Consider the following 25,810-nt stretch of genomic DNA (forward strand, 5'->3'; position numbering starts at 1 on the left):
TGCGGCTATGACCGCTATGACCTCTTCGATAGCTCGAACCGTGATGGCCGTTGCTGTGGGCTGCGCGGCCGGTTTTAGTCTCTTCGCCGCCCCCGCTAACGCGAGCAATGCCAATCCGCTCGACTGCGCTGGTGTGCCCGGTGCCCAGGCCGCCGCCGATCGCGAAAGCGCCCATCGCGGCATCGCGATCACTCCGCTGTGCTTTAGCGGGGGCCTCTACAGCGACATTCACGCGGGGATCCCGCTCGCGGTGTTCAACCCGTTGACCATGCCGGGCACCAACTCGGTGTGCGTTGCCGAACGCGAAACCGTGGAAGCCGCGGCGAAGTTCGAATGGACCGAACGGGTGCACGTGGTTCCGATGTGTATTCAGAACCGGGCGTTTGGCGTTTACGAACTCTAAAAATCGGTGCGGCGGTGCCCTCAGCAGCGCCGCCGCTCGCCTGCCTTGCGACTATCGTTGCTCACGTGGCTCCCGCAGCAGCGCCCGCGATCGAAGTGCCGGTCGGTGAACACACCGTACGGGTGACCAATCCCGACCGGGTGTATTTTCCTGAGCTCGGGGCAACCAAGCTCGACGTCGTCCAGTACTACCTGAGCGTCGGCGACGGGATCGTCAACGCGCTGCGGGACCGCCCGTGCATGCTGCATCGCTTTCCCAAAGGTTTGCCCGGCGGGAAAGTGCATCAAAAACGGCTGCCCGCAGGCGCGCCGGATTGGATTTCGACAGTGCGCGTGCATTTTCCCCGCTACGGCCGCCACGCCGACGAGTTGCGCGTGCAAGAACTCGCGCAGGTGGCGTGGGCCGCGCAGATGTCGACCATCGAATTTCATCCGTGGAACTCGCGAGCGGCCGACACTGAGTCGCCTGATGAGTGGCGCATCGACCTCGACCCCATGCCCGATTGTCCGTGGTCACGAGTGCAGCGAGTGGCCGGTGTCGTCGAGGAAACGCTCGCGGATTTCGGTGCGACCGGGTGGCCGAAAACCTCCGGCGGTAGCGGGCTCCACGTTTATGTGCGGATCGCGCCCGAGCATGGTTTCGCCGACGTGCGTCGCGCCGCACTTGCTTTCGCGCAAGAAGTCGAACGTCGGGCACCTGAGGACGTGACAACGCAGTGGTGGCGACGCGACCGCGACCCCGCGAAACTGTTCATCGACTACAACCAAAACGCGCGCGACCACACCATTGCCGCCGCGTATTCGCTGCGCGGCGTGCCGGAAGCAACGGTTTCGACCCCGCTGACCTGGGCCGAAATCGGCGACGCGCACCCACTCGATTTCACCATCAACACCGTTCCTGCCCGCTTCGCTGAACTCGGCGACCTGCACGCTGGCATCGACGAAGCAATTTTCGATATCGCACCCTTGCTCGAACTTGCCGACCGACATGGCGTCGAACCCGTCGACTTGGACGAGCAGTAAGGAGATTCGTTCGTGCCATCTTCGGTCACCACCATCGCGATCGGCCCCGACCCAACCGCGCCGAAGTTGTTGGAAAAAGCCATCGCCGACGCGGGCGCGCGTCTCGGCGACATGGCCGAAGCGGACGCGCTTATCTGGACGGGTCGGCCCGACGCGTTCCCCGCTGAGCTGCCCGCTTCCGTGCGATGGGTCCAGCTTCCGGCCGCCGGTGTCGAGGATTTTTTCGCGGCTGATGTTTTCGGTCAGCATCCCGGGGTCGAATTCACTTCGGCGGCAGGGGCGTTTTCGGCGAGCGTCGCTGAACACGCGCTGATGATGTTGCTCGCTGGCGTGCGTTATTTGCCCGAACAATTGCGTGCGCGGTCGTGGCAGCAGGCTGAGTTTTTTCCGCACGTTGGTTCGTTGCGGGGCAAAACCGTCACGATTGTCGGCGCGGGTGGGATTGGGCGAGCGCTGATTCCGATGCTCGCGCCGCTTGGCGCGCATGTGATCGCGGTGAATCGGTCGGGGCGGACGGTGCGCGGGCCGGGCATTCCCGCCGACGTCGAAACCGTGCCCGCCGACCAGTTAGGCAAGGTGTGGTCGCATACCGACCACGTTGTCGTCGCCGCGCCCGCGACAGCGGCGACCCGGCACCTCATCGGGGCTGACGAACTCGCGCGACTTAAGCCGTCGTCATGGGTGATCAACGTAGCGCGCGGCAGCCTGATCGACACTGACGCCCTGGTCACCGCCCTGAACGACGGGGTCATCGGTGGTGCTGGCCTCGACGTGACCGACCCCGAACCGCTGCCCGATGGGCATCCGCTGTGGGAGTTGCCGAACGCGATCATCACGCCGCACGACTCCAATCCCCCGCAGCTGCGACTTGCCGCGTTCGCCGACCATGTCGGAGCTAACGCGCGGAAGTTTGTCGCGGGTGAAGCGCTCAACGCGGTGATCGATCCGACCATCGGGTACTGACTCGCTGCCCGAAATGCCATGCCCGAATCAGACAATGCGGGTTACGCTGGCCTCGTCCTGGTTCGGTAAGGATGGGATCGGCAATGGCATGGACGTTTTCGGCGGACGAATTCGCGCAGCTCTGGCGGGAATCGGGCCACGACCGCCTGCCCTTTCCGATTCGCGTGCTTGAGTCGCCACACACCGAGGACGAGGCGAGTCGGCTATATGAGAACTTCGACGATCGACTACTCAACGACCCCGACCTAGCCGCCTGCCTGCGTATTCTCGCCGCGCCGCATGCGCGGATGGTGCTGGTTGGCGGTGGGCATACGCCGGGGACTGAGGTGCGACTACTCGCGTGCACGGTGTTCGACCGGGCCGTTTTGGTGACGCAGGAAGCTGGCACTCGGCCGGATTATGGTGGGCGCGTTCAGCTTTCGATCGGACATAGCGCTGGGATCGGAGTGCGCGTCGCTGGCTGCCTGCCGCCGACGCCACCTGGTCGCGAACCCGCGCGCGAAGCCTACGCCGACGCGGTGCGCGACGAAGAAACCGTGCTCGCCGCGCATCCTGCCGTGCCGCGCATTCAGCGACTGCTGCGCCGAACGCACACCGCGGAAGGCCACATTCGAATTGAGACCGGACTCGACTCGCCGGTCGCACAGCCAGCGGTGCATTACAGCTGGATCGACGTGGCAGGCGACGGGCGCTACCTGCTGCGCGCGGGCGAGACAGTGCATGTTGTGCCGACGTCGACGAGTCAGCTTGCCGCTCAACTTCAACGCAAACTCGCGCCCGCGCACAGGTCACATCGACGATCTGGTTAACCGATTTTCGAAGGGGGTATGTGATGTCGATCGAAAGTAGTACAGCCGAGATCGCCCGGTTCCGCACTGCGGCAACGGCCGGTTCGGTGCGCTTCGACGCCGACGCCGCGCGGCAATGCGCGCAGCTTTACCAAGACCAAGCCGATCGGCTGATCCAGTTGAAATCGCGTCTCGAATATGCCGCTGACGCGGGCGGATTCGGTGGTTTTGTTTCCGCTGACCAACTGCGCGATGGGTTCGCCAATAAAGCACGTGATGCCGCCGAACTGCTCGATCGCTACGTCGAGGCGGCTTATCGGCTCAAAGAAGCATTCCTGTTGAGCGCTGGACTGTACGAGGAAGCCGACGCGGCTGGCGCTGCGGCGATGCGGACGGCGGTACAGGTATGAGCGGCGTTGATCCCGCTTACATTTCGGCGATGGAGCATTTCGAATCCATGCCGCACGAACAGATTTATCAGCGTGCACAGCGTATTGACGCGGCCGCGATTCTGGGCAGCTCGTTTGCGTGGTTGGAAGTGGCTGCGGGCGTGAGTAGTTCGGCGCCAACGGCGCAAAAAGGCGCTGCGCAGGTGATTGACGAGGCGGGCTGGTCGGGCGCTGCCGCCGACGCCGCAGCGGCGAGCATGCGAGTTTTCGCCGATTCCGTTGACGATTTGGCCGCTGTTTGCGCGGAAGTTGGCGCGCGACTGGGCGGTGTTGCCGCGGCGGCGGAAGCCGTGAAGATCGCGGTGGTGCCACCGGGTGATTCGGGGCCGATCGGCACAATCGCGCGAATCCTTGAGGCGGCCAAGGTGATTGACGCGCAGATGGCGGCGGAGGCATTGCGGCAGGAAGCACTGCTGGCGATGAATATGATTTATAAGCCTGCGTATGGGTTGGCGGGGACGAATGTGCCTGGGCTGCCTGAGGTTTCGGTGGGGAGTGGTGCGGGGGTGCCAGATTCGGGCGCGAAGCCCACCGATCACGATGCGCCGAGCGCGCTTGCTGATGTACCGAAACCCGTGGAGCCGCTTGGCAATCCTGGTGCGGCGGACCTGCCCCCATCAGCGACCGCGCCGCCCGCCCCTGGGTCGTCCGTGCCGCCTGACACTGGTGGGGAGTCCGCGCCTCCGACGGCAGGACAGCCGGTCGCGCCACCCGCTAGTGGGGTGTCTCCCACGACAGGCCCACCGGTCCCGCCGCAGCCCGTTCCGTCAGCGGATCCGCCGGTGCCAAACAATCCGGGAGCGCCCGTGCAGCCAACTGCACCACCGCCCGCACCGTCGTCGGGAGAACCGGTCGAACCTCCTGCGCCCGGTCCTGCGGCACCACAGCCGCCCGGCGCTGGAGCCCTCACCGACCCGGGCGGTCAACCCGGCGTGACGGGGCCCATTCCTGACGCGCCGAAACCACCTGCCCAGGCACCAACCGGGCTGGACCAGCCGGGGGTGATCGGGCCGGCTCGATGAGCGGCGTGTGATGTGCGCTAAGTGGTGCTTGCTTCGGGAGCAGGGCCCGCGCGGTGAGTTTGAGGTAGATGGGACGTCGTGGTGTGGGTTGGGTCTCTCATCAGGGCACCAGTTAGAAGAAAGTGCACGTCAACTGTGTTTTTGGCGCGCTGGCGCGCGCGTGTCGCGGCCCTGAGGTCCGTCCGTTCAGGCACCGTTGCTTGCTCCTTCGTCGCCTACGCAACGGCACCTGAACGGACGGACGGCCGCGACCGGCCCCTTCGGGGCCGCCGCTCCTCAAGGTCGCGGGTGCGGGGCTGAGTTTCCGCGAACGTGTCGATTGCAGGGGCGCGGTCCCTCGCTCCGCATCGGGGCCTGCGCGCAACCGTCAAGATTCGAATGCTCGACCGTGCACGTTCGAATGTCGCGAACGTTCGTGCGGGGCGCGTTCCCGCAAACGTGTCGATTGCAGGGCACGTCCCTCGCTACGCATCGGGAACTGCGCACAACCGCCAAGATCCGAATGCTCGACCGTGCACATCCGAATGCCGCAAACATTCGTGCGGGGCGCGTTCCCGCAAACGTGTCGATTGCAGGGCACGTCCCTCGCTACGCATCGGGAACTACGCACAACCGCCAAGATCCGAATGCTCGACCGTGCACATCCGAATGCCGCGAACCCTCGTGCTAGGCGCGTTCCCACAAACGTGGCGATGGCTGGGGACACGTCCCTCGCTACGCATCGAGCTGCGCGCAACCGTCAAGATCCGATTGCTCGACCATGCACATTCGAGGGCCGCGAACCCCCTGGCTAAGCGCGTTCTCACGGATGTGGCGACAGCAGGCGCGCACGTCCCTCGCTACGCATCGGGACTGCGCAACCCTCAAATATCAACTACGTCCGCGTCTGCGACTGCACCCTTCAGTGCACGCTCACCAAATCGTCGGCGTGAATTACTGGGCGCTGCATCGACTCCGGCAAGTCCGTTGTTGACCGGCCGAGCATCGTTGTGAGGTCCGTGCTGTCGTATTCGATGACGCCGCGCGCGATCACTTCCTTGTTCGGGGCGATCAAGTCGACTACGTCGCCGCCGAAAAAGCGGCCCTCTACGCCGACGATGCCTGCGGCCAGCAGGGAACGGCGGGCCGCTACTGCGGCGACCGCGCCCGCGTCCAGCAGTACCGAGCCGCGGCTTCCTGCGGCGTGGCGTACCCAAAATTTGCGGCCGGGGAGGCGGTCGGGGCTGGCGGCGAAAGCGGTGCCGACCTCGCCCTCGCCTAAGGCCTCGGTGGCCTGTTCGGCGGAAGCCAGCAGCACCGCGATGCCCGCGTCGGCGGCCAACCGGGCGGCTGACAGTTTTGATGCCATGCCGCCGGTGCCCAACGCACCGCCGCTGCCAGCGATAACGCCGTCAAGGTCGGCGCTGCCGCGCACTTCGGGGATGAAGTTGGCCGCGCCCTTGCGCGGGTCACCGTCGTACAATCCCGCGACGTCCGACAGCAAAAACAGCGCGTCCGCGCCGACAAGGTGGGCGACGAGCGCGGCGAGGCGGTCGTTGTCGCCGAAGCGGATTTCCTCGGTCGCGACGGTGTCGTTTTCGTTCACCACCGCGATCGCGCCGAGGGAACGCAGGCGGTCGAGGGTGCGCTGGGCGTTGCGGTGATGCTCGCGACGGGTGAAGTCATCAGCCGACAGCAACACCTGCCCAACGGTGCGACCGTAACGGGCGAATGACGTGCCCCACGCGTGCGCGAGCGCCAACTGACCAACGCTCGCCGCGGCCTGCTTGGTCGCCAAATCGGTCGGCCGCTTCGACAATCCGAGCGGCGCGATCCCAGCGCCGATGGCACCCGACGACACAACAACGACGTCCGAACCAGCCCGCATTCGCGCCTCAACCGCGTCGGCGAGGCGGTCGAGTCGATCGGTGTCGAGCCCGCCTTCCAAGCTGGTTAGCGCCGACGAACCGATCTTCACGACCACCGTGCGCGCCGACTTAATCGCCGCGCGCACCTGACTGTGTTCCCGAACCATTCCACACTCCCTGGCTGCGAAACCGCTCATCTACGGCGTAAGAACCGTCTCGCAGTATCGCAACCAACCACCTGCCACGTCACTTCTATTTTTCGTCGTCGTCGAGCAAACCACGCCGCGCCCGCGACGCGTGCTTGCGCTCAGCGGCACCAACACGGTCGTTGGTTTCCAGGCGCAAGTCGGTGCCACGACCAGTCGGCTGCATGTCGATACCAGCGGCGATCTGCGGTTCCCACTCGAACGTGACATCACCAATGGTGACCGGGCAGCCCGGCTGCGCACCCTGCTTGACCAGCTCAGCTTCGACGCCAAGCCGGGCGAGCCGGTCGGCGAGGTAGCCAACAGCCTCGTCGTTGGCGAACTGCGTCTGGGCGACCCAGCGTTCCGGTCGCGTACCACGCACGATGAACCCACCGGGCTCGTTCGGGTCGGCGATGACGCTGAAACCACTCTCGTCGGTGGCGATCGGGCGAATGATCGGCCGCTTGGGTGCCGCCTTCGGATGCGCTTCGCGATACTCGCGAACCATGTCGGCGAGGGCGAACGTGAGCGGACGCAGACCCGCCCGGCTCACCGCCGAGATCTCGAATACCGGCCAGCCACGCGACTCGAACTCCGCACGAACCATCTCGGCCAGTTCAGCCGCGTCCGGCACGTCGGTCTTGTTGAGGATCACCACGCGCGGGCGGGTTGCCAGGTCGCCAAGGCCTTCGTCGCCCGTGAGCGCGGGCTTGTAGGCGGCGAGTTCGGCCTCGAGCGCGTCGACGTCGGAAATCGGGTCGCGACCAGGCTCAAGCGTCGCGCAGTCGACAACGTGCGCGAGCACCGCGCAGCGTTCGAGGTGACGCAGGAAGTCGAGCCCGAGCCCACGGCCCTCGCTCGCGCCCGGAATGAGCCCGGGAACGTCGGCGACGGTGAACGTGGTGTCGCCACTGAGCACGACGCCCAGGTTCGGCACCAGCGTGGTGAACGGGTAGTCAGCGATCTTCGGCTTGGCCGCGGAAAGCACCGAGACCAGCGACGACTTGCCCGCCGACGGGAACCCAACGAGCCCGACATCGGCGACGGACTTCAGCTCAAGAACAACCTCAAGGTCTTCACCGTCTTCGCCAAGCAGCGCGAAACCGGGAGCCTTGCGCGCCTTCGACGCGAGCGACGCGTTACCGAGACCGCCACGACCACCGCGCGCGATGATGAACTGATTGCCAGCGCCGACCAGGTCGACGACGACCTTGCCCTTCTTGTCGACGACAACAGTGCCGTCGGGCACCTGCAAGATCAGGTCTTGGCCCTGCTTGCCGTCGCGGTTGCCGCCCTCGCCCGGCTTACCGTTGCCAGCCTTGGCGTTCGGGTGGAAGTGGAAATCGAGCAGCGTGTGCACATTGGGGTCGACCTCAAGGATCACATCCCCGCCGTTGCCGCCATTTCCGCCGTCGGGACCGCCAAGCGGCTTGAACTTCTCACGATGCACCGAGGCACAACCGTGTCCACCCCTACCGGCGTGAACACTGAGTACGACGCGGTCGATGAATTTGGACATAGTTCGATCTTCCTCCTCGATGCACCAAAAAGCGGATCAGGGTTTGGAAAACCCTGATCCGCTCTGTGTGTCTGTTGGAAGCGAGTTCCAGGCGATCAGGCCTGCACCGGCTCCGCGACAACGATGTTGATGGTCTTACGGCCACGCTTGGTGCCGAATTCGACCGCGCCCGCTTCGAGGGCGAACAGCGTGTCGTCGCCACCACGGCCGACGTTCACGCCCGGGTGGAAGTGGGTTCCACGCTGGCGGACCAGGATCTCGCCCGCGCTGACCTTCTGGCCGCCGAAACGCTTGACGCCGAGGCGCTGTGCGTTCGAATCGCGGCCGTTCCGGGAGCTAGATGCGCCCTTCTTATGTGCCATTGCTTCGTCTCCTCGGGAATTCTTACTTGATGCCGGTGACCTTGATGACCGTCAGCGGCTGACGGTGACCCTGGCGCTTGTGGTAGCCGGTCTTGTTCTTGAACTTGTGGATCCGGATCTTCGGGCCCTTGGTCTGATCGATGACCTCGGCGGCCACAGAGATCTTGGCCAGCTTGTCGGCATCGGTGGTGAGATCGGCGCCATCGACGACGAGAACCGGGGTCAGGGCCACGGCAGTGCCGGGCGCGCCCTCGATCTTCTCCACCTTCACCAGGTCACCGACCGCGACCTTGTACTGCTTTCCGCCGGTCTTGACGATTGCGTACGCTGCCATCGGTCGGCTTCCTCCACTCACGTTGGTCCTGCACATGTCCACGCCGCAGCTGCGACGCATTTCGGGGCTCATTCCCGCACAGTGGCGGGGAAAGAACGTTTTGCTGCCTGATGTGGCGACGAGTCCGTCCGCGCAATACGGCATGAACTCAATCGCTGGGCAGCGACTGAACTAGGCTACCAGACCCGAAAGCGCTGACCAATTCGCGGTCAGCGCTTCGAGCCCGAGTGCGCTAGTTCGCGTCGCTCGCGGGCGCGCCAGCGGGCCGGGCGGTGGCCCGACGACGCGGTTTGCGCTCAGGAATGACGACGGGTTCGGCGGTGAAGTCGACGATCGGCGTCGCGGGTGCCTGGTCAGCAGCCGAGAGCACGAACACCGCGCCAGCGCTGTCTGCGGCCGGTGCGGCCGTAGAACGGGCGACACGACGACGTCGGGGCGCACGCTCGGCAACCTGCTCCGCAGCGGGCTCAGCCACCGGCGCCGAATCAACGACAGCGGCCTCAGCAACGACAGGTTCAGCCGCCACCGGCTCGGCGACCGGAGCTGGCTCAGCAACCGGCGCAGGCTCAGCGACATCCTCAGCAACGGCAGCTTCGCTATCCCCAGCCGAAATCACGCCGGTCAGCGGGTTATCCGTCGCCGCGGCAGCCCGGTTCGACCGACGTGAACGCGACCGAGACCGCGAACGCGAAGGCGTGTCCGACTGCGTCGGCTCATCGAGCACAACCTCGATATCGGCCGAATCGTCAACGGCGGGAACCGGTTCGCCGTGCTCATCCTCGTGATGCGCGGCCATCGCCAACGCGACGGGATGCGCCCGACGGGCACGCAGCTCTTCCTCGGTCTCGCCGACGTGCGCGCCGTTGGTCGCGGCAGCGGCGACAACAGCGACCGGCTTCTCAACCGGCTTGTCCTTGCCACCACGACGGCGACGCGAGCCGCCTTCCTTGGCCGCGCGGTTGCCGGAATCGTCGCCGTTAGCGTTGGCGTCGACCGGGTAGTTGTGCACGACGAGCCCGCGACCGTGGCAATGCTCACACGTCGTGGAAAACGCCTCAACCAGGCCCGTTCCGAGCTTCTTACGCGTCATCTGCACGAGGCCAAGCGAGGTGACTTCCGACACCTGATGCCGCGTGCGGTCGCGCCCAAGCGCTTCGGTGAGGCGACGCAGCACCAGGTCGCGGTTGGATTCGAGGACCATGTCGATGAAGTCGACGACGATCATGCCGCCGATATCGCGCAGGCGCATCTGCCGCACGATTTCCTCGGCCGCTTCCAAGTTGTTCTTGGTGACGGTCTCTTCGAGGTTCGACGAGCCCGAGCCGGTGAACTTGCCGGTGTTGACGTCGACGACGGTCATCGCCTCAGTGCGGTCGATGACCAGCGTGCCGCCCGAAGGCAGCCACACCTTGCGATCGAGCGCCTTGGCGAGCTGTTCGTCGATGCGGAACGCGTCGAACACGTCGACGCCGTTGTTTTCGTGGCGGCTGACGCGCTCAAGCAGGTCAGGCGCGACAGTGCGGACGTAGTTCTCCACGGTCGACCACGCGCGGTCACCTTCGATGACAAGGCGCGCGAAATCCTCGTTGAACAGATCGCGAATGACCTTGACCAGCATGTCGGGCTCTTCGTAAAGGGCCTTCGGCGCGTTGGTTTCCTTGGCGGCCGACTCTTCGATCGTGCGCCACGTTGCCTGCAACCGTTCCACGTCGCGTGCCAACTCGGGCTCGCTCACGCCTTCGGAGGCAGTGCGAATGATCACGCCAGCGTCGGCGGGCACGATGTCGCGCAGGATTTCCTTGAGGCGCTTGCGCTCGGTGTCGGGCAGCTTGCGGCTAATGCCGGTCGACGTGCCGCCGGGCACGTAAACAAGGAAGCGGCCAGCCAGCGAAATCTGGGTGGTGAGACGCGCGCCCTTGTGCCCAACCGGGTCTTTCGACACCTGAACGAGCACCTGATCGCCGGGCTTGAGGGCCTGCTCGATCTTGCGCTCTTTACCGCCGAGACCAGCGGCTTCCCAGTTGACCTCGCCCGCGTACAGCACGCCGTTGCGCCCACGACCGATGTCGATGAACGCGGCTTCCATGCTCGGCAGCACGTTCTGCACCTTGCCGAGGTAGACGTTGCCGACCATCGACGCCTGGCCCGAGCTGGTGACGAAATGCTCGACGAGCACGTTGTCCTCAAGCACAGCGACCTGCGTGGTGATCTGGTGACCGGGGTTGTGGTCGGCGGTGTCGAACGCCTTCTCGCGCACGACCATCACCCGGTCGACCGACTCGCGACGCGCGAGGAATTCCGACTCGGTCAGGATCGGCGGACGACGACGACCGGCATCGCGCCCGTCCCGTCGACGCTGCCGCTTGGCTTCCAGGCGCGTTGACCCCGAAATGCCCTGGACCTCGTCGGGCGACTGGGCGGCGCGCCGCTTGTTGCGCGGTTCACGCTCGTGCACGACGGTGTTCGGCGGGTCGTCGTCGGCGGTCGCGTCGACGTCGGCGGATTCGCCACCGACCTTGCGGCGACGGCGACGGCGACGACGCCGGCTCGCGCTGTCGCCCGCTTCGTCGTCGGTGTCGTTTTCCGCGGTCTCAACTTCCGTCGACGAAGCAGTTTCGTCGACGGTCGAGTCAACAGACTCTTCGGTATCTTCTGACTCAGCATCAGCATCGCCATCGGAATCGTTGTCATCGCCGTCGTTGGCCTGTTCGCCACGACCACGGCCGCGACCACGGCGCCCACGGCGCCGACGACGCGGCTGGTCGTCGGAATCGTGCTCAGCGGAATTGTCGTCGGCATCGCCTTCAGCATCGACCTCGGCGGGTGCTTCAACCTCAACCGGCTCGGCTGCTTCTTGCTCACGCTTGGCCGCGCGATCAGCGCGACGACGCTTACGCGTCTCCTCGACGGCGGCGGCATCCGGCGCGACGAACAGCGGAACGGCAACGTCGGGCGCGGTGAACCCGACGGGTTCAGCCAACGGCGCGTCGAGGTGAGTGAACACCGCGGCGCTGGCCTTGTCGTCGTATGCCGAGAACGCGGGCGCGACGGGCTCAGCGTTAGCCGCCCGTTCAGGTTTCGCGACCGGTTCAGGCTTGGCAGCAGGGGTTGATGCGGCAGGCGCGGTGGAAGCGGCGGATTCAGCGGCATCAGCGGCTGCGATGGCGTCGCGCACCGTTTCGGCGACCGCACGGTCGACGTTGGACTGGACGCTGCGCGCCTCAGTTCCTAATTCGGCCAGTTTGGCCAAGATGCGCTTGCTGGTTACTCCCAACCGCTTGGCCAGTGCATGAACTCGAATTCGCTCCGGCAATTGATCGGCATCCTGTTGTGTAGTTGTGTCGAGCGGCTCTTTTTCGGCCACGAAAGTCTCCTCGGGCCCCCGGGCGCGTCCATCCCCGGTACGGGAGTGACGCGGCCGACGCGGGGGCAATCGTCCGTGCACCTCACACCCGATGTGGTGCGAGGGTCATCTGGTCTCGCCCCGCGAAACCGGTCTCACCTTATTGATGCTCTGGCGGGCCAACCGGTTTACACGGCGCCTGTCTGTACGGCGTGGCACCGGGGGTGAAGCGCTCATCCAGCGTGCCCGGCTGGGCAGCGATGATCGGCATCGGACCGCGGTGTCATCCGGTTATGTTCATCACGGCTCTCGCGTACCTGCGCGAAAGCTGTGTCGAACACATCCAAGTTCAGTATCCCACACCGGTCGCGACAAGATCGCCATCGGCGGGTTGCAGTAGTGGGTTTTAGGTGGGTTTTGGCGCTCGAGCTCGTCGCGCCACTTTGCCGACGCGACGAGCGAGGACAGCCGTTAGAGGGAGGCGGACTCGGGGAACCAGAGCGCGATCTCGCGCTTGGCCGACTCGGGCGAGTCGGAGCCGTGGACCAGGTTGAACTGGGTTTCCAGGCCGAAATCGCCACGGATGGTGCCGGGGGTCGCCTTCTCGACGGGGTCGGTGCCACCGGCGAGCTGACGGAACGCGGCGATCGCGCGCGGGCCTTCGAGCACGGCAGCGACGACCGGGCCAGAAGTAATGAATTCGATAAGCGAAGCGAAGAACGGACGCTCCGAGTGCTCGGCGTAGTGCTCGGCGGCGAGTTCAACCGACACGTTCTTCAGTTCCAGCGCCTTGATGGTGAGGCCCTTGCGCTCAATACGCGCGAGCACCTCGCCGACGAGGCCACGGGAGACACCGTCCGGCTTGATGAGTACCAACGTCTGCTCAGTCACGATGGCCACTCTAACCGGCGGCGACAACCGCGGCCGCACTCCGGTGCGTCAGGAAGACCGTTGCATCCGTTGACTTGGCAACAAACCCGCATCCATCCGGCGACGCACGTCGGCACGCAAAACCAGAATGAACGCCCACACCGCGATGAAAACAAGCGCGGTGACGCCGATCGCGATGTGGATAAACGTGCCAGCGAGCAGCAACACCTGTAGGCCAAGGTTGTACGGAATCGCCCACGGTTTCCGCTGCAAACCCGCGCCGAGCACCATCAGAATCGCGAGCACGACAAGGTAGGTGCCCGACAACCACGTGACACCGCCGCCGACGGCAGCGACCACCGGCAACGCGAGCAGCACGACGATCGCCTCAAGAATCAACGTGCCAGCCATGACACCGCGCAAACCCTTCCACGGATCAGTCGCGGGGGCGGGTACTTCGCTCACGATGGGCCCTTTCCAAACAGCGCGCGCGCCTCACCGGCGGTGACAACAGAACCGGTGATCACGACGCCCGCGCCCGAGATCATGTCGCTGTCGTCGCTTGCCTGTTCGGCGAGCGCGATCGCCGATTCGACCGCGTCGGGCAGTGAGTCGGCGGTGAGGACGCGTTCGTCACCGAAGCGTTGAACGGCGAGATCGGCGAGCGCGTCGACGTCCATCGCGCGCGGTGAGCCGTTGCTCGTGACGACGATTTCGTCGAAAACCGGCTCAAGCGCGTCGAGGATGCCGCCCGCGTCTTTATCGCCAAGTACCGAAACAACAGCGACCAGCTTGCGGAAGTCGAATTCGTCAGTGAGTGTGGCGGCGAGCGCTTTGGCGCCGTGCGGGTTGTGTGCGGCGTCGACGAAGATCGTTGGCGCGTTGCGCACGCGTTCCAACCGGCCGGGGCTCGCGACCTCGGCGAACGCGGCGCGCACGGCTTCGACGTCGAGTTGCCGTTCCGGGCCAGCGCCGAAAAACGCTTCGACCGCGGCGAGCGCGAGCGAGGCGTTGCGCGCCTGATGTTCGCCATGCAGGGGCAGGAAGATGTCGTCGTAAACGCCACCGAGGCCCTGCAACGTAAGCAACTGCCCGCCGACGGCGACGGCCCGCTCAAGCACCCGAAACTCCGCGCCTTCGCGCGCGACGGCGGCGTCTTCTTCAACCGCGCGCCGCAACAGCACGTCCATGACTTCAGGTTCCTGCTGCGCGATCACCGCGACGGTGTCGGTAGGAATCAACGACTCCGGCGCGCGCTTGATGATGCCCGCTTTTTCCTTGGCGATCGATTCCAAATCGGGACCGAGGTAGTCGGTGTGATCGAGCCCGATCGGCGTGATCACCGCGACCTGACTGGTGACGACATTCGTCGCGTCCCAGGTGCCGCCCATGCCAGTCTCGATCACCGCGACGTCGATCGGCGCTTCGGCGAACGCCGCGTACGCCATGCCGGTAAGCACTTCGAACTTGCTCATCGCCGGACCGCCAGCGGCCTCGGATTGCGCGTCGATCATCGCGACATACGGCTCTACCTCGCGATACGTGGCGACGTAGGTAGCCGGGCTGATCGGATGATTGTCGATGCTGATGCGCTCAGTCGCGAGTTGCAGATGCGGGCTGGTGATGCGACCCGTGCGGCGATGCAACGCGGTGAGCAGCGCGTCGATCATCCGCGACACCGACGTTTTGCCGTTGGTGCCCGCGATCTGAATCGACGGGTAGCTGTCTTGCGGGTTGCCGAGCAGATCGAGCAGCGTGCTGATGCGGGTCAGCGACGGTTCGATCTTGGTTTCGGGCCAGCGTTTGTCGAGTTCGGCCTCGACCAGCGCCATTTCGGCGAGGTCGACCGGGGATGGTCCAGCGGCGATCGGAGCCGCAGCAAGATCGTCACTGGAGTCGTCGTACTGCGGCTCATCGGTCATTTCGCGCTCAACTCCACAAGTCGGGCACCGATACGCGCGACCTCAGCGGTCGCCACATCGCGGCGCGCGGTGATCTTGTCGACGACCGGCTGCGGCGCCTTGGCGAGGAACGCCTCGTTGCCGAGCTTGGCGGTCGTTGTGTCGAGATCCTTCTGCGCGGCCGCCAGGTCCTTTTCGAGCCTACGGCGTTCCGCGTCGAGGTCGATAGCGCCCGAGGTGTCGAGCTGCACGGTGACCGTCGCGTTCGACAACCGCACTTGCACTTCGGCGGTAGTCGCGAAGTCGTCGCCCGGTTCGGCGAGGCGAGCCAGGTTAGCGACCGGGCCAGCGAACGCGCCGAGACCAGCCTCGTCGAGGCCGACGAGCACGGCCTTGACCTTCTGCTTGTCAGCGAGACCCTGGTCGCCACGGAAGCGACGGATCTCGGTGATGAGCCGCTGCACATCGGCGACACGCTGCGCGGCGACCTCGTCGGTGGGCGCGTCGCTGGCCTGCGGCCACTGCGCGACGACTAGCGACTCGCCGTCGGTGAGCGCCTTCCACAGCGTTTCGGTGACGAATGGAATGACCGGGTGCAGCAGGCGCAACACCGAATCGAGGACGTTGCCAAGCACGACCCGCGTGCTCTCGGCGCGCTCCTCCGACTCGGCGAACTGCACCTTCGACAGTTCCAGATACCAGTCGCACAGTTCGTCCCACGCGAAGTGGTACAGCGCCTCGCAGCCCTTGCCGAATTCGTAGGCGTCGAACGCGGTGTCGACTTCGGCGCGGACCGCGTCGAGGCGGTCGACGATCCAGCGGTCGGTGTCGGTGAGTTCTTCGCGCGGGGGCAGTTCGCCGGTGTGCGCGCCGTTCATCAGCGCGAACTTCGTCGCGTTGAACAGCTTGGTGACGAAGCTGCGCGACGCGAGCGCGTGCGCTTCACCGACCGAAAGGTCGCCGCCAGGCTGGGCACCGCGCGCGAGAGTGAAGCGCAGCGCGTCGGCGCCATAGGCGTTGATCCAGTCGAGCGGGTCGATGCCGTTGCCACGCGACTTCGACATCTTCTTGCCGTGCTGATCGCGGATGAGCCCATGCAGGAACACGTCCTGGAACGGGACCTGCGGCTGCGCGTTGTCGCCGAGCACGGCGTCGTCGCTGACGAACATGCCGAACATCATCATGCGCGCCACCCAGAAGAACAGGATGTCGTAGCCGGTGACAAGCACGCTCGTCGGATAGAACTTCGCCAGCTCAGGCGTGGCATCCGGCCAGCCCATCGTCGAAAACGGCCACAGCCCCGACGAGAACCAGGTGTCGAGCACGTCGGGATCTTGGACGTAGCCATCGGGAGCGGTTTCGTCGGGACCGACGCACACCACTTCGCCTTCGGGACCGTAGAAGATCGGGATGCGGTGACCCCACCACAGCTGACGCGAGATGCACCAGTCGTGCATGTTGTCGACCCAGTCGAACCAGCGCGGTTCCTGGCTTGCCGGGTGAATCTTGACGTCACCGCCGCGCACCGCGTCGCCCGCCGCCTTCGCGAGCACCTCGGCCTTGACCCACCACTGCATCGACAGGCGCGGCTCGATCGGCTCGCCGGAGCGCTCCGAATGCCCAACCTGGTGCTTGTAGGGGAACTTTCGACCGACGACGCGCCCTTCCTGCTCTAGACGCAGGCGAATCTTCTCGCGCGCTTCGAAGCGGTCCATGCCGTCAAACTCGGTGCCGCTGTTGGCAATTCGACCGGCTTTGTCCATGATCGTCGGCATCGGCAGGCCGTGCCGCAGGCCAAGCTCGAAGTCGTTCGGGTCGTGGGCAGGCGTGATTTTGACTGCGCCAGAACCGAATTCGGGGTCGACGTAGTCGTCGGCGACGATGGGGATCTGCCGGCCCGTGATGGGCTGGTAAATCGTGGTGCCGACGAGGTGGGCGTAACGCTCGTCGTCGGGGTGCACGGCAACGGCGGTGTCGCCGAGCATCGTCTCGACACGGGTGGTTGCCACGATCACGTGCGGTTCGTCGTCGTTGAGCGAGCCGTAGCGCAGGCTCACGAGTTCGCCATCGACCTCTTTGTGGTCGACCTCAAGGTCGGAAATACCGGTTTGCAGCACCGGCGACCAGTTGACGAGCCGCTCGGCGCGGTAGATCAGGCCGGCGTCGTAGAGCCGCTTGAAGATGGTCTGGACGGCACGGGAGAGACCCTCGTCCATCGTGAAGCGGTCGCGACTCCAGTCGACGCCGTCGCCGAGGCGACGCATCTGACCCTGGATCTGACCGCCGGATTGACGCTTCCAGTCCCACACCTTGTCGATGAACTGCTCGCGACCGAAGTCTTCTTTGGTCTTTCCGTCGGCGGCGAGCTGCTTTTCCACGACGGTCTGGGTCGCGATGCCCGCGTGGTCCATGCCGGGCAGCCACAGCACTTCGTAGCCCTGCATCCGCTTGCGCCGGGTGAGCAGGTCCATGAGTGTGTGGTCGAGCGCGTGGCCCATGTGCAGGGTGCCGGTGACGTTGGGCGGCGGCAGCACGATGGAGTACGGCGGCTTGTCCGACGACGCGTCGGCGGTGAAGTAGCCAGCGTTTACCCAGCCCTCGTACAGGTCGGCCTCTACCGCGCTGGGATCCCAGCTCTTGGGGAGGGCGTCGGCACGATTTCGCGAGTTCTCAGGGGTTGCGCTGGTCACTGGACAATCCTAAAGGGCCCGACCGACAGGTTTTACCGTGCCCCGGTGGGCAGAGTGCCAGGAGAAACAGAGAGACGGAGCCTTCGGTGGATGAGGGACACCGGAGACTCCGTCTACGAGACTGATCCTACCGGCGCGAAAGCCCACTCCCCCATATCCATAGGCAATTCTCAGCTTGCCTGCTCGCACTCGCGTTCAGGGTAATTCCCCATAGCCGTTTTGTCCGATTTAAGCGATGCTGGGTGAGGTGACACCGCCGGTAATTCCCGCCACATTGCTCGACGCTCGCGGCACCAGCATCTCCGCGTTGCAGTTCCCACCCGAATCCGTGCTCGTTTTCGCTGGCGTGCCCGGCGCGGGGAAATCGACTGCGCTGCATCGCCTTTTCGCCGCCGACCCCACCGCAACCGCGCCAGTGCTGAGCTCGTCCGGTGCGCTCGTGCTCGATTCGCACCAGTCGCGCAACCGCCTGCGACCCCGACTCGGCCGCGTCCCGTACGGCCTGTGGCGGCCCGTCGTCCACCTCGCGCACTACCGCGCGATCAACAACGCCATGCGAACCACCCGCAGCCCGGTCGCGATTCACGATTGCGCGACGTTCGGGTGGAGTCGGGCGGTGCTGGCGAAATGGGCACGCGACCACGACAGGCAACTACACCTAGTGCTGATCGACGTGCCCGCCGACGCCGCGCGACAGGGCCAGATCGTGCGCGGTCGACGGGTCAACAGCATCGCCTTCGCAGGTCATGTCCGCAGATGGGAACGGTTGATGCACCAACTCGGCGCACGCGAAGCCCCAGCCACGCAACCAAACCTGTTGCGCGACATCACCTCTGCCACGATCGTCGACCGAGAAACCTTGGCTGGCATCGCCAGCGTCACCTTCGCCAAGGCGAACTGACGTTACGGAACGACGACCGTCAACGCGCCCGGCATCGCTTGCAGCGTGATCGGCAGCGTGCCAGCGGCCTCGCCGTCGGCCGTCGCGTACCCGCCCGCGGCGCTGATCGTGATGCGACGGGCCCGGTAGCGCTTCGTCGCTGGATGGTCGATGCGCTTGCCTGCCGACAGCGCGGGCAGCAGCCGTGCCATCGCCACCCGCGACACCGCGCCGACGACGGTCACGTCGAGGTAGCCGTCATCAGGGGTCGCCTCAGGACACACCAGCATTCCGCCGCCATACGTGCGCGTGTTGCCGACCGGAGCCATCACCGCGTCGAGCGCGAGCACGGCGTGTGCTTCGGCCGGGTTGTCGAGCGCGCCCGGCGCGAGGCCGGACAGTTCGATGCGGAACGGCAGCGTGTAACTGCCGAGCAGGGCGAGCGCTGCGGCGGCGGTGTAGCGCAAAGGCCCACGGGGATAACGCATTTCGTTGGCGCGCATGGTGACTTGCGCGTCGAATCCGGTGCCGACGACCGTCGCGAACCACGACGGCGTCGCCGATTCGGATTCGATGTGGCCGAGGTCGAGCACGCGCGTGCGGCCACGCAGCACGATCTCCGTCGCGGCGACCGGGTCGTTAGTCGGGATGCCGAGCTCGCGCGCGAAGTCGTTGCCCGTCCCAGCGGGCACGAGCCCGAGCGGAACACCGGAGTGCGCCATCGCGGCGAGCAGCACGTTCATCAGCCCATCGCCGCCGATACAGACGACAACGTCGGGCCGACGACGCGGATCGGCGAGCGCTTCGGACACCTCACGCACCGACGCCGCCGCGCTTTCCGCCTCGACCCGCACAACTTCAACGCCGCTTTGCAGCAGTTTCGTCAACACCGTCGCAGCGACTCCGCCGCCGCGACCAACACCGGAATGGGGGTTGGTGACGGCGATGACGCGCCGCACCGATAACTCGCTCACGGCAACAGTTTTCCAGGGTTAAGGATTCCTGCCGGGTCCAGCTCCCGCTTCACGGCGGCGAGGACGCGAAGGCCCAGGTCACCCACTTCCGCGCCCATCCAGGCACGGTGATCGGCGCCGACGGCGTGGTGGTGGGTGATGGTGCCGCCGGCGACGACGATCGCGTCCGACGCTGCCGACTTCGCGGCGCGCCACTGGGTGATCGGGTCGGCGAGCTGCTTGGCGACGACGGTGAAATACAGCGACGCGCCGGTCGGGTAGGTGTGCGAGATGTGGCACATGACGACGCCGGGCGTGCCCTGCGAGTTGAGCGAATCCATCAGCGCCCCAGTGACTTTCACCTTGAGGTTCGCGAGATTGCGCCAGCTTGTCGCGGTTTCGAGGGTTTCGCACAGCACGCCAACGTCGAGCAGCGCGTCACGCAGGTACGGCGCGCCGAAACGGCCGTGCTCCCACTGTTGGGCGGGTGCGGCACCGAGTGCGGTTCCGCCTGCGGCAGAAAGCAATTCGAACGCTTCAGCGCTGCGCGCGGCGACGTGTGCCGCCGACCCTTCGAAGGTTGTGATCGCGAGACAGCCCTGCACCGGCGCGCCGCCGACGTCGGCGGAACGGGCAAGGTTGAGGCCGGTTTCCGCTTCGTCGGAAAGGCGAAGGACCGTCGGTGCGGCACCCGCCTGGACCACCGCGCGCAGTGCGTCGGCACCGGTCTGGAAGTCGGGGAACGACCACGCCTCATACGCCGTCGTCTCGGGAACCTGGTGCACGCGCACGGTGACCGACGTGATCACGCCGAGCGCGCCTTCCGAACCGACGAACAGTTCGCGCAGGTCGGGGCCAGCAGCTGAGGCGGGCGCGCGACCGAGATCAAGGGTGCCCTGCGGCGTCGCGACGACAACACGCGTGACCATGTCGTCGAAGCGGCCGTAGCCAGCCGATGCCTGCCCTGACGACCGCGTCGCGGCGAACCCACCGATGGTCGCGAATTCGAAGCTCTGCGGGAAATGTCCGAGAGAAAGGCCGTGTTCGCCAAGCAGTTGTTCAGCCTGCGGGCCGGTGAGGCCAGCGCCGAGCGTCGCGGTACCGCTTACCGGGTCGACGTCGCTGACGCTGGTCAGGCGGCTCAGGTCAAGGGCGAGCACGGTCGCGAACTGGCCGCGCACCGGGTCGACCCCGCCAACAACGCTGGTGCCGCCGCCGAACGGCACGACCGCGATGCCGTTGGCGCTCGCGTAAGCAAGAACAGCGAGCACCTGGGTGTGGTCGGCTGGTCGGATGATCACGTCGGGCGCGTTTTGCGGTGCGTCGTCGCGTCGCCGGAGTAAGTCGGGGGTCGATTTGCCGCCCGCGTGGCGTAGTCGGTCGATATCATCCGTCGAAACATGTTCTGCCCCAACGGCTTCCGTGAGCCACCGGTGGTCGAGATCGGTGAGCGCGCTCGGGACAAGCGCCACCTCAGTTTCGGTGCGACGCAGGGCTGATTCGCCGGAAATGCCGAAGACCTGCGCGAGCAAGGTGCGGACCTGTTCCGACAGCGGGGCGGCGGCGTCGGCGGTGCCCCATGCGTCCCAGACCATCGGCTGTCGCTGCGTCATTGAAGCGCCAAAAGTTTCCTGCGTCACGTCGACCATGCGTTACATAATGACATATAGTGTCAAGCAGTAATCACCGATCCCACTACGGAAACCCGACAGCGGGCTAACCCTCGATACCCTTGGGCGGCCAGCTCCACTGTCGACGCCTTTCGTGGCGTCACCGAACCAACCGGCGGTGCACCCTCATGACCCAGTTCGCGACTCCAACCCTCGAACAGCTTTCCCCAACTGACATCGCGATTCTCGATGCCACTCGGGCCTGTGTCGTGGATTTTGGGGTCCGCCGGACCACGCTCACCGAGGTCGCGCGTCGCGCTGGCGTCTCCCGGCCGACGGTCTACCGCCGTTGGCCCGACACCGGCTCGCTCATCGCCGAACTCCTCGTCCGTGAGCTCAAGGGCATCGTCGCGACGACAATGCCGCAAGAGGGATTAGGTCGCGTTCGGTTAGTCCACGGAATTGTCAACGGGGCGGCGGCCATTCGCGCCAACAGCGTGTTCGCCAAAATCTTCCGCACCGACACCGATCTGATGCTCACCTATGTGTTCGGCCGACTCGGCCGCAACCAGCGCACCCTCATCGACCTCTTCGCGGCGAACATCCGCGTCGGGCAGGCCGACGGGTCGGTACGCGCGGGCAACCCAACCCATTTGGCGACGATGCTGCTGCTGATGACGCAATCGGCGGTCCAGTCGGCGGGCACGGTTGAGCCGCTGCTCGCCGGTGCGGAGTTCGACGGTGAGTTGGCGACGGCGATCGAGGGTTACTTAGCTCCCGCATCCCCGCAACCCAAGGATTGACATGTCACCGGTCTCGCCCACGCTGAATGCCGCTCGCCGCGAACGTGATTTACGCGCGCTCGGCGACACCCCCGACGTTGATGTGGTGGTGATCGGCGGCGGCGTCACCGGCGTTGGCGTCGCGCTCGACGCGGCAGCGCGCGGCCTGTCGACGGTGCTCGTTGAGCGCGCCGACTTCGCGTTTGGGACGAGCCGGTGGAGTTCGAAACTCGTGCATGGCGGGTTGCGGTACCTCGCGAGCGGGCGGGTGGGTATCGCGCACGAAAGTGCCGTTGAGCGGGGGATTCTGTTCGGCAACGCGCCGCATTTGGTGCGTGCGTTGCCGCAGGTTGTTCCGCTTGTTCCCGAGGTTAATGGTGCCCAAGCCGCGCTGATTAGGGCTGGTTTCGCGGCGGGCGACGCGTTGCGGGTCGCGGCGCGCACGTCGTCGTCGACGTTGCCGAGATCGCGTCGGATCGCCCCCGCCGAGACGCTTCGGCTCGCACCAACCGTGCGTCGGGCTGGATTGCGTGGTGGTTTGCAGGCGTGGGACGGACAGCTTGTTGACGATGCTCGGCTGGTTGTCGCGTTGGCGCGGACCGCCGCTGGCGCGGGTGCGACCGTGCTCACACGCGTGGAAGCTGTTGCGGCCGATGGCAATTCGGTCCAGTTGCGCGACACGATGACCGGCGAAACGCTCAGCGTGGCCGCGCGCGCGGTGATCAATGCGACGGGCGTATGGGCGGGCGAGGTCGACGGCAGTATCGAATTGCGACCTAGCCGCGGCACGCATCTGGTGTTCGACGCGGCCGCGTTCGGCGGGCTCAACGCCTCGCTTACCGTGCCCGTCGCGGGCAGTATCGGCCGCTTCGTTTTCGCATTCCCGGCCGCGCACGGTCGCGTTTACCTGGGCCTCACCGACGAGGATGCGCCCGGCCCGATCCCCGACGAACCAATGCCGACCGAGTCGGAAATCGACTTCCTGCTCGACACCATCAACACCGTTCTACGAGAGCCGTTGACCCGCGCCGACATTCGGGGCCGCTTCGCTGGCCTGCGCCCGCTGTTGAAAACCGCCGACGATTCCACGGCAGACATCTCCCGCGAACACGCCATCCTCCGCTCCCCGAATGGCCTGTTGACCGTGGTTGGCGGCAAACTCACGACGTACCGCCGCATGGCTGAGGACGCGGTCGACGCGGCGGTCGCGGGCGCTGGCTTGGCCGCAGGCCCGTGCCGAACCGCCGCGCTGCCCCTGGTCGGCGCGGTGGCGGGCGCGGACCGCGACGCCATCGACGCCCCCGCCGTGCTCATCGACCGGTACGGCACCGACGCACGCGAGATCGTCGAGTTGTGGTCGACGGACCCATCGTCGCGCGAAGCTGTCGCGCCCGGAATCGACGTGACCGCCGCCGAATTCACCTTCGCGGTGACGAACGAACTGGCAACGACAGTGGACGACCTACTGGACCGCCGAACCCGAATCGGCTTGGTGCGGGAAGACCGCGAGGCAGCGGTTCCGGCAGCCGAAAAGGCGATCGCACGCCAGGACTAGCCGCCTTACCGACGTACGCCCTGCGCCGCCGAGGATCGGCTTGGCCTCTGAGGACCGCGAGGTAGCGGTTCCAGCAGCCGAAAAGGCAATCGCGGTAGACCTAAATCACCGCAACACCGGCGAACGCGCCGCGCATCCGAAGAAGCGCGTTGGCCCGATGTCTGTCGACGTGCGCGCCGACTGGGCCCACACGCGCCGGCGGGTTTAGTCGAACCTCCACGCCGCAACATGTGCGCCCATGCATTCGCGCGGCCACTGGTCGAGTCCGTGCTCGACCTCGGCCGCGCGAATCGCACGCAGTTGCGGGCCAGGGTTCGGCAGCGTACGAAAGCCGATCCGCGCGTAATACGGTCCGTTCCACGCGACTTCGGTGAACGTCGTGAGCGTCATTGTCGCGAATCCCTCGCCCGCCGCCCATCGCATCGCGTGGTCAATGAGCCGCTTTCCAATCCGCCGATGAGCGAACGCCGGGTCGACCGACACCTGTTCCAAGTGCGCGTTCCCATCAACGATGCCGACGACGACATAGGCGACAACAACCCCGTCGACCTCGCACACCCACGCGCGCCCAGCGTCAATGAACTCGCGCAGGACGTCGACAGTAGGCGGCGCATCCTGGGCGACGGCACCCATCCCCACCTCATCGAACGGCTCCCCCGCCCGATCCTCAATGCCCCGCATCACCTCGATGTCACTGGCAACAGCCGAACGCAGCACCCCGGTCACTGAATCGCTCATCGACCACCCTCCCCCACCGCCGCCGCCTATGCTGAGGTCACGCCACGATAACCCTCCCGTCCGAAATGGAGGCGTTGATGCACCAGTCCACCGTTGCTATCGTGCCGGGCACCGGCATTGTCGCCCGTTTTGGCGACGTCATCGTCTATTTGGCGGGCGAAACCCCGTCGACGGACCGCCTGCTCGGTGCCATCGAAACCGCCGCCGCGTCGGTCGAGTCCGCGCCCGGCGCCGCGCTCGCTCAGCGCCTCGCCCCCGTCGTTTTCGGTGGCGCGGCGAGCCCACCACCCTTCGGCGTCCTCGCGCCCACTGCCGACGGCACGCTGCTACTCCTGCGCGGCGCGGTCCTCGCCGAGATTTCCGGTGCGGAAGGCAACCGTCGTGTCGCTGGCGACCGCGCGTTCACCTGGGTCGACGAAATCATCCGCGAACCGGTTCGCCGCATCGCGATCGCCGCCGAAGCGTCGGACCCCACCGGCGCGAACCCGCGCACCGACCTGCGCGCAGGCATCGTCAACGGCAACGGTTTCGTACTCACGCTCGGCCGCCGCACCCGCGCCCCACGCCGCGTCTCCGGTATCGAAGAGCCGCCGGTCACCCAGGCGAGCGGTTTCGCGGTTTTGCGCCCGCCAACGCGTCCGGAGCCGGTCGTTCCGGCCCCGGCGGGCACTCAGGCACCAAGCCCCGCGCAGGCCCACGCAGCGCCCGTCGAGGGCGAAACCGTGAGCACCGGCCCACGTCATACGCCCGACACCGCGCCACCGCTCGCCTGGTCGCAAGCACTTGACCTCTCGCAACAGGTGGTTGACAAGTTCGCGGCGGTGAAGGCGGCCTATGCCGAGCAACCACACCGTCCACACGGGGCGCTCGTCACGACCGACGGTCTCAGCTACCCACTCGATCGGCCCTACGTGCTCGGTCGCAACCCGTCCGGCGACGAATCGGTGCGCGCATCGGCGGCAACCGCACTGCTTATCGAACGCGACCGGCAGGTTTCGCGGGTACACGCGTTCATCGCGCCCGAAGCGGGCAAAGTTTTCGTGCGAGAGGCACCGGCAACGTCAGGCACCTTTCTCGCCGCCCCCGACAGCGACCGCTGGTCGCGCGTAGGGACCATCCCCATCGAACTACAGCCCGGTTGGCGGCTGCGGATCAACGATTTCTTGCTCACGTACTGCGTCTGAGAAGTATCTCCCGACGCCCGCGCGATCACGGGCGTCGGACGATCGCGATCGACTCAGGCTTCCAGCGCGTCAAGCAACGCCGCGCGCTGCCGGGCACCAAGACCACCGATACGGCGATCTTCCGGGATCTCAGCCTGATCCATCAGCTTGGCGGCCTTCACCGGGCCAACGCCCGGGAGAGCCTTGATCACGGCCGCGACCTTGGTCTTCTTAACAAGGTCGTCGCTATCGGCCTTCTTGAGCAGATCGGCGACGGTGACCTTGCCTTCCTTCACCTTGCCGATCAGTTCCGAGCGCGCCTTGCGCACGGCAGCCGCTTTGGCCAACGCCTCGGTGCGCTGTTCGGCGGTCATCGTAGGCAGTGCCATGTCTCCTCCGCTTCCACTCGTCACTCGAACATCTCGAAC

Annotated in this window: 24 protein-coding genes; 11 read left to right on the top strand and 13 right to left on the bottom strand. The window is 66.0% G+C overall.

The window, feature by feature from the left end; translation table 11 throughout:
- Positions 1-7 precede the first annotated feature (7 nt).
- From IEX78_RS20115 to IEX78_RS24560, 6 genes are all read left to right on the top strand, one after another.
- Positions 8-403, top strand: coding sequence for a hypothetical protein (locus IEX78_RS20115; protein ID WP_229684127.1), 396 nt, complete (start codon positions 8-10; stop codon positions 401-403).
- Positions 404-468: 65 nt separating this feature from the next.
- A complete protein-coding gene (gene ligD / locus IEX78_RS20120; protein WP_229684128.1) occupies positions 469-1,425 on the top strand; it encodes a non-homologous end-joining DNA ligase in 957 nt (318 codons plus the stop codon).
- 12 nt (positions 1,426-1,437) lie between these two features.
- Entirely contained in the window at positions 1,438-2,388 is a 951-nt protein-coding gene (locus tag IEX78_RS20125; protein ID WP_188830577.1) for a D-isomer specific 2-hydroxyacid dehydrogenase family protein, read from the top strand.
- 83 nt (positions 2,389-2,471) lie between these two features.
- Complete coding sequence (locus IEX78_RS20130) at positions 2,472-3,197, top strand: ESX secretion-associated protein EspG (RefSeq protein ID WP_188830578.1); 726 nt, start codon at positions 2,472-2,474, stop codon at positions 3,195-3,197.
- A 23-nt stretch (positions 3,198-3,220) separates the two neighbouring features.
- The gene (locus tag IEX78_RS20135; RefSeq protein WP_188830579.1) at positions 3,221-3,586 is read left to right on the top strand and encodes a hypothetical protein; all 366 of its coding nucleotides are present in this window, start codon (positions 3,221-3,223) and stop codon (positions 3,584-3,586) included.
- Between the two features lie 29 nt (positions 3,587-3,615).
- The gene (locus tag IEX78_RS24560) at positions 3,616-4,647 is read left to right on the top strand and encodes a hypothetical protein (protein WP_268240918.1); all 1,032 of its coding nucleotides are present in this window, start codon (positions 3,616-3,618) and stop codon (positions 4,645-4,647) included.
- 901 nt (positions 4,648-5,548) lie between these two features.
- Here IEX78_RS24560 and proB read toward each other — a convergent pair.
- From proB to rplU, 4 genes are all read right to left on the bottom strand, one after another.
- Complete coding sequence (gene proB / locus IEX78_RS20145; RefSeq protein ID WP_188830581.1) at positions 5,549-6,661, bottom strand: glutamate 5-kinase; 1,113 nt, start codon at positions 6,659-6,661, stop codon at positions 5,549-5,551.
- Between the two features lie 85 nt (positions 6,662-6,746).
- The gene (gene obgE / locus IEX78_RS20150; RefSeq protein WP_188830582.1) at positions 6,747-8,201 is read right to left on the bottom strand and encodes a GTPase ObgE; all 1,455 of its coding nucleotides are present in this window, start codon (positions 8,199-8,201) and stop codon (positions 6,747-6,749) included.
- Positions 8,202-8,296: 95 nt separating this feature from the next.
- Positions 8,297-8,563: a 50S ribosomal protein L27 gene (gene rpmA, locus IEX78_RS20155; protein ID WP_188830583.1), complete on the bottom strand. Its 267-nt coding sequence runs from the start codon at positions 8,561-8,563 to the stop codon at positions 8,297-8,299.
- A 22-nt stretch (positions 8,564-8,585) separates the two neighbouring features.
- Entirely contained in the window at positions 8,586-8,897 is a 312-nt protein-coding gene (rplU, locus tag IEX78_RS20160; protein WP_188830584.1) for a 50S ribosomal protein L21, read from the bottom strand.
- A gap of 34 nt (positions 8,898-8,931) precedes the next feature.
- On the opposite strand from rplU, the gene IEX78_RS20165 reads away from it, so the two are divergent.
- Positions 8,932-9,072, top strand: coding sequence for a hypothetical protein (locus tag IEX78_RS20165; RefSeq protein ID WP_188830585.1), 141 nt, complete (start codon positions 8,932-8,934; stop codon positions 9,070-9,072).
- 57 nt (positions 9,073-9,129) lie between these two features.
- Here the strand turns inward: IEX78_RS20165 and IEX78_RS20170 are convergent, their stop codons facing one another.
- The 5 genes from IEX78_RS20170 to IEX78_RS20190 all read right to left on the bottom strand — a co-directional run bounded on the left by IEX78_RS20170 (position 9,130) and on the right by IEX78_RS20190 (position 17,701).
- Positions 9,130-12,261 carry a translation initiation factor IF-2 N-terminal domain-containing protein gene (locus IEX78_RS20170; RefSeq protein WP_188830586.1) on the bottom strand — a complete coding sequence of 1,044 codons (3,132 nt, stop codon included), beginning with the start codon at positions 12,259-12,261 and terminating at the stop codon, positions 9,130-9,132.
- 450 nt (positions 12,262-12,711) lie between these two features.
- Entirely contained in the window at positions 12,712-13,131 is a 420-nt protein-coding gene (gene ndk, locus IEX78_RS20175; protein ID WP_188830587.1) for a nucleoside-diphosphate kinase, read from the bottom strand.
- A gap of 48 nt (positions 13,132-13,179) precedes the next feature.
- The gene (locus IEX78_RS20180) at positions 13,180-13,521 is read right to left on the bottom strand and encodes a DUF4233 domain-containing protein (RefSeq protein ID WP_188830761.1); all 342 of its coding nucleotides are present in this window, start codon (positions 13,519-13,521) and stop codon (positions 13,180-13,182) included.
- A 50-nt stretch (positions 13,522-13,571) separates the two neighbouring features.
- Positions 13,572-15,032 (bottom strand): bifunctional tetrahydrofolate synthase/dihydrofolate synthase, encoded by a 1,461-nt coding sequence (folC, locus tag IEX78_RS20185; protein ID WP_188830588.1) that lies wholly within the window; start codon positions 15,030-15,032, stop codon positions 13,572-13,574.
- Positions 15,029-17,701: a valine--tRNA ligase gene (locus tag IEX78_RS20190; protein WP_188830589.1), complete on the bottom strand. Its 2,673-nt coding sequence runs from the start codon at positions 17,699-17,701 to the stop codon at positions 15,029-15,031. Before IEX78_RS20190 ends, folC begins: the two co-directional genes overlap by 4 nt.
- Positions 17,702-17,948: 247 nt before the next feature.
- On the opposite strand from IEX78_RS20190, the gene IEX78_RS20195 reads away from it, so the two are divergent.
- Entirely contained in the window at positions 17,949-18,602 is a 654-nt protein-coding gene (locus IEX78_RS20195; RefSeq protein WP_229684129.1) for an AAA family ATPase, read from the top strand.
- Positions 18,603-18,604: 2 nt separating this feature from the next.
- Here IEX78_RS20195 and IEX78_RS20200 read toward each other — a convergent pair whose 3' ends face one another.
- Entirely contained in the window at positions 18,605-19,555 is a 951-nt protein-coding gene (locus tag IEX78_RS20200) for a YegS/Rv2252/BmrU family lipid kinase (protein ID WP_188830591.1), read from the bottom strand.
- Complete coding sequence (locus IEX78_RS20205; protein WP_229684130.1) at positions 19,552-21,147, bottom strand: FAD-binding oxidoreductase; 1,596 nt, start codon at positions 21,145-21,147, stop codon at positions 19,552-19,554. The genes IEX78_RS20200 and IEX78_RS20205 overlap by 4 nt, the downstream gene beginning before the upstream one ends.
- A 185-nt stretch (positions 21,148-21,332) precedes the next feature.
- Here IEX78_RS20205 and IEX78_RS20210 point away from each other — a divergent pair, with 185 nt between their 5' ends.
- A complete protein-coding gene (locus IEX78_RS20210; protein ID WP_188830592.1) occupies positions 21,333-21,947 on the top strand; it encodes a TetR/AcrR family transcriptional regulator in 615 nt (204 codons plus the stop codon).
- 1 nt (position 21,948) lies between these two features.
- Positions 21,949-23,481 carry a glycerol-3-phosphate dehydrogenase/oxidase gene (locus IEX78_RS20215; protein ID WP_188830593.1) on the top strand — a complete coding sequence of 511 codons (1,533 nt, stop codon included), beginning with the start codon at positions 21,949-21,951 and terminating at the stop codon, positions 23,479-23,481.
- Positions 23,482-23,685: 204 nt separating this feature from the next.
- On the opposite strand, the gene IEX78_RS20220 is transcribed toward IEX78_RS20215, so the two are convergent.
- On the bottom strand, positions 23,686-24,219 hold the full coding sequence (locus IEX78_RS20220) for a GNAT family N-acetyltransferase (protein ID WP_229684131.1): 534 nt from the start codon (positions 24,217-24,219) through the stop codon (positions 23,686-23,688).
- A 77-nt stretch (positions 24,220-24,296) separates the two neighbouring features.
- Here IEX78_RS20220 and IEX78_RS20225 point away from each other — a divergent pair, with 77 nt between their 5' ends.
- Positions 24,297-25,403, top strand: a complete 1,107-nt coding sequence (locus IEX78_RS20225; RefSeq protein WP_188830594.1) for an FHA domain-containing protein — start codon at positions 24,297-24,299, stop codon at positions 25,401-25,403.
- A 53-nt stretch (positions 25,404-25,456) separates the two neighbouring features.
- On the opposite strand, the gene mihF is transcribed toward IEX78_RS20225, so the two are convergent.
- Positions 25,457-25,771 carry an integration host factor, actinobacterial type gene (mihF, locus tag IEX78_RS20230; protein WP_019045768.1) on the bottom strand — a complete coding sequence of 105 codons (315 nt, stop codon included), beginning with the start codon at positions 25,769-25,771 and terminating at the stop codon, positions 25,457-25,459.
- Positions 25,772-25,810 lie beyond the last annotated feature (39 nt).

Source organism: Nocardia camponoti, assembly GCF_014646135.1.
Lineage (GTDB): Bacteria > Actinomycetota > Actinomycetes > Mycobacteriales > Mycobacteriaceae > Nocardia > Nocardia camponoti.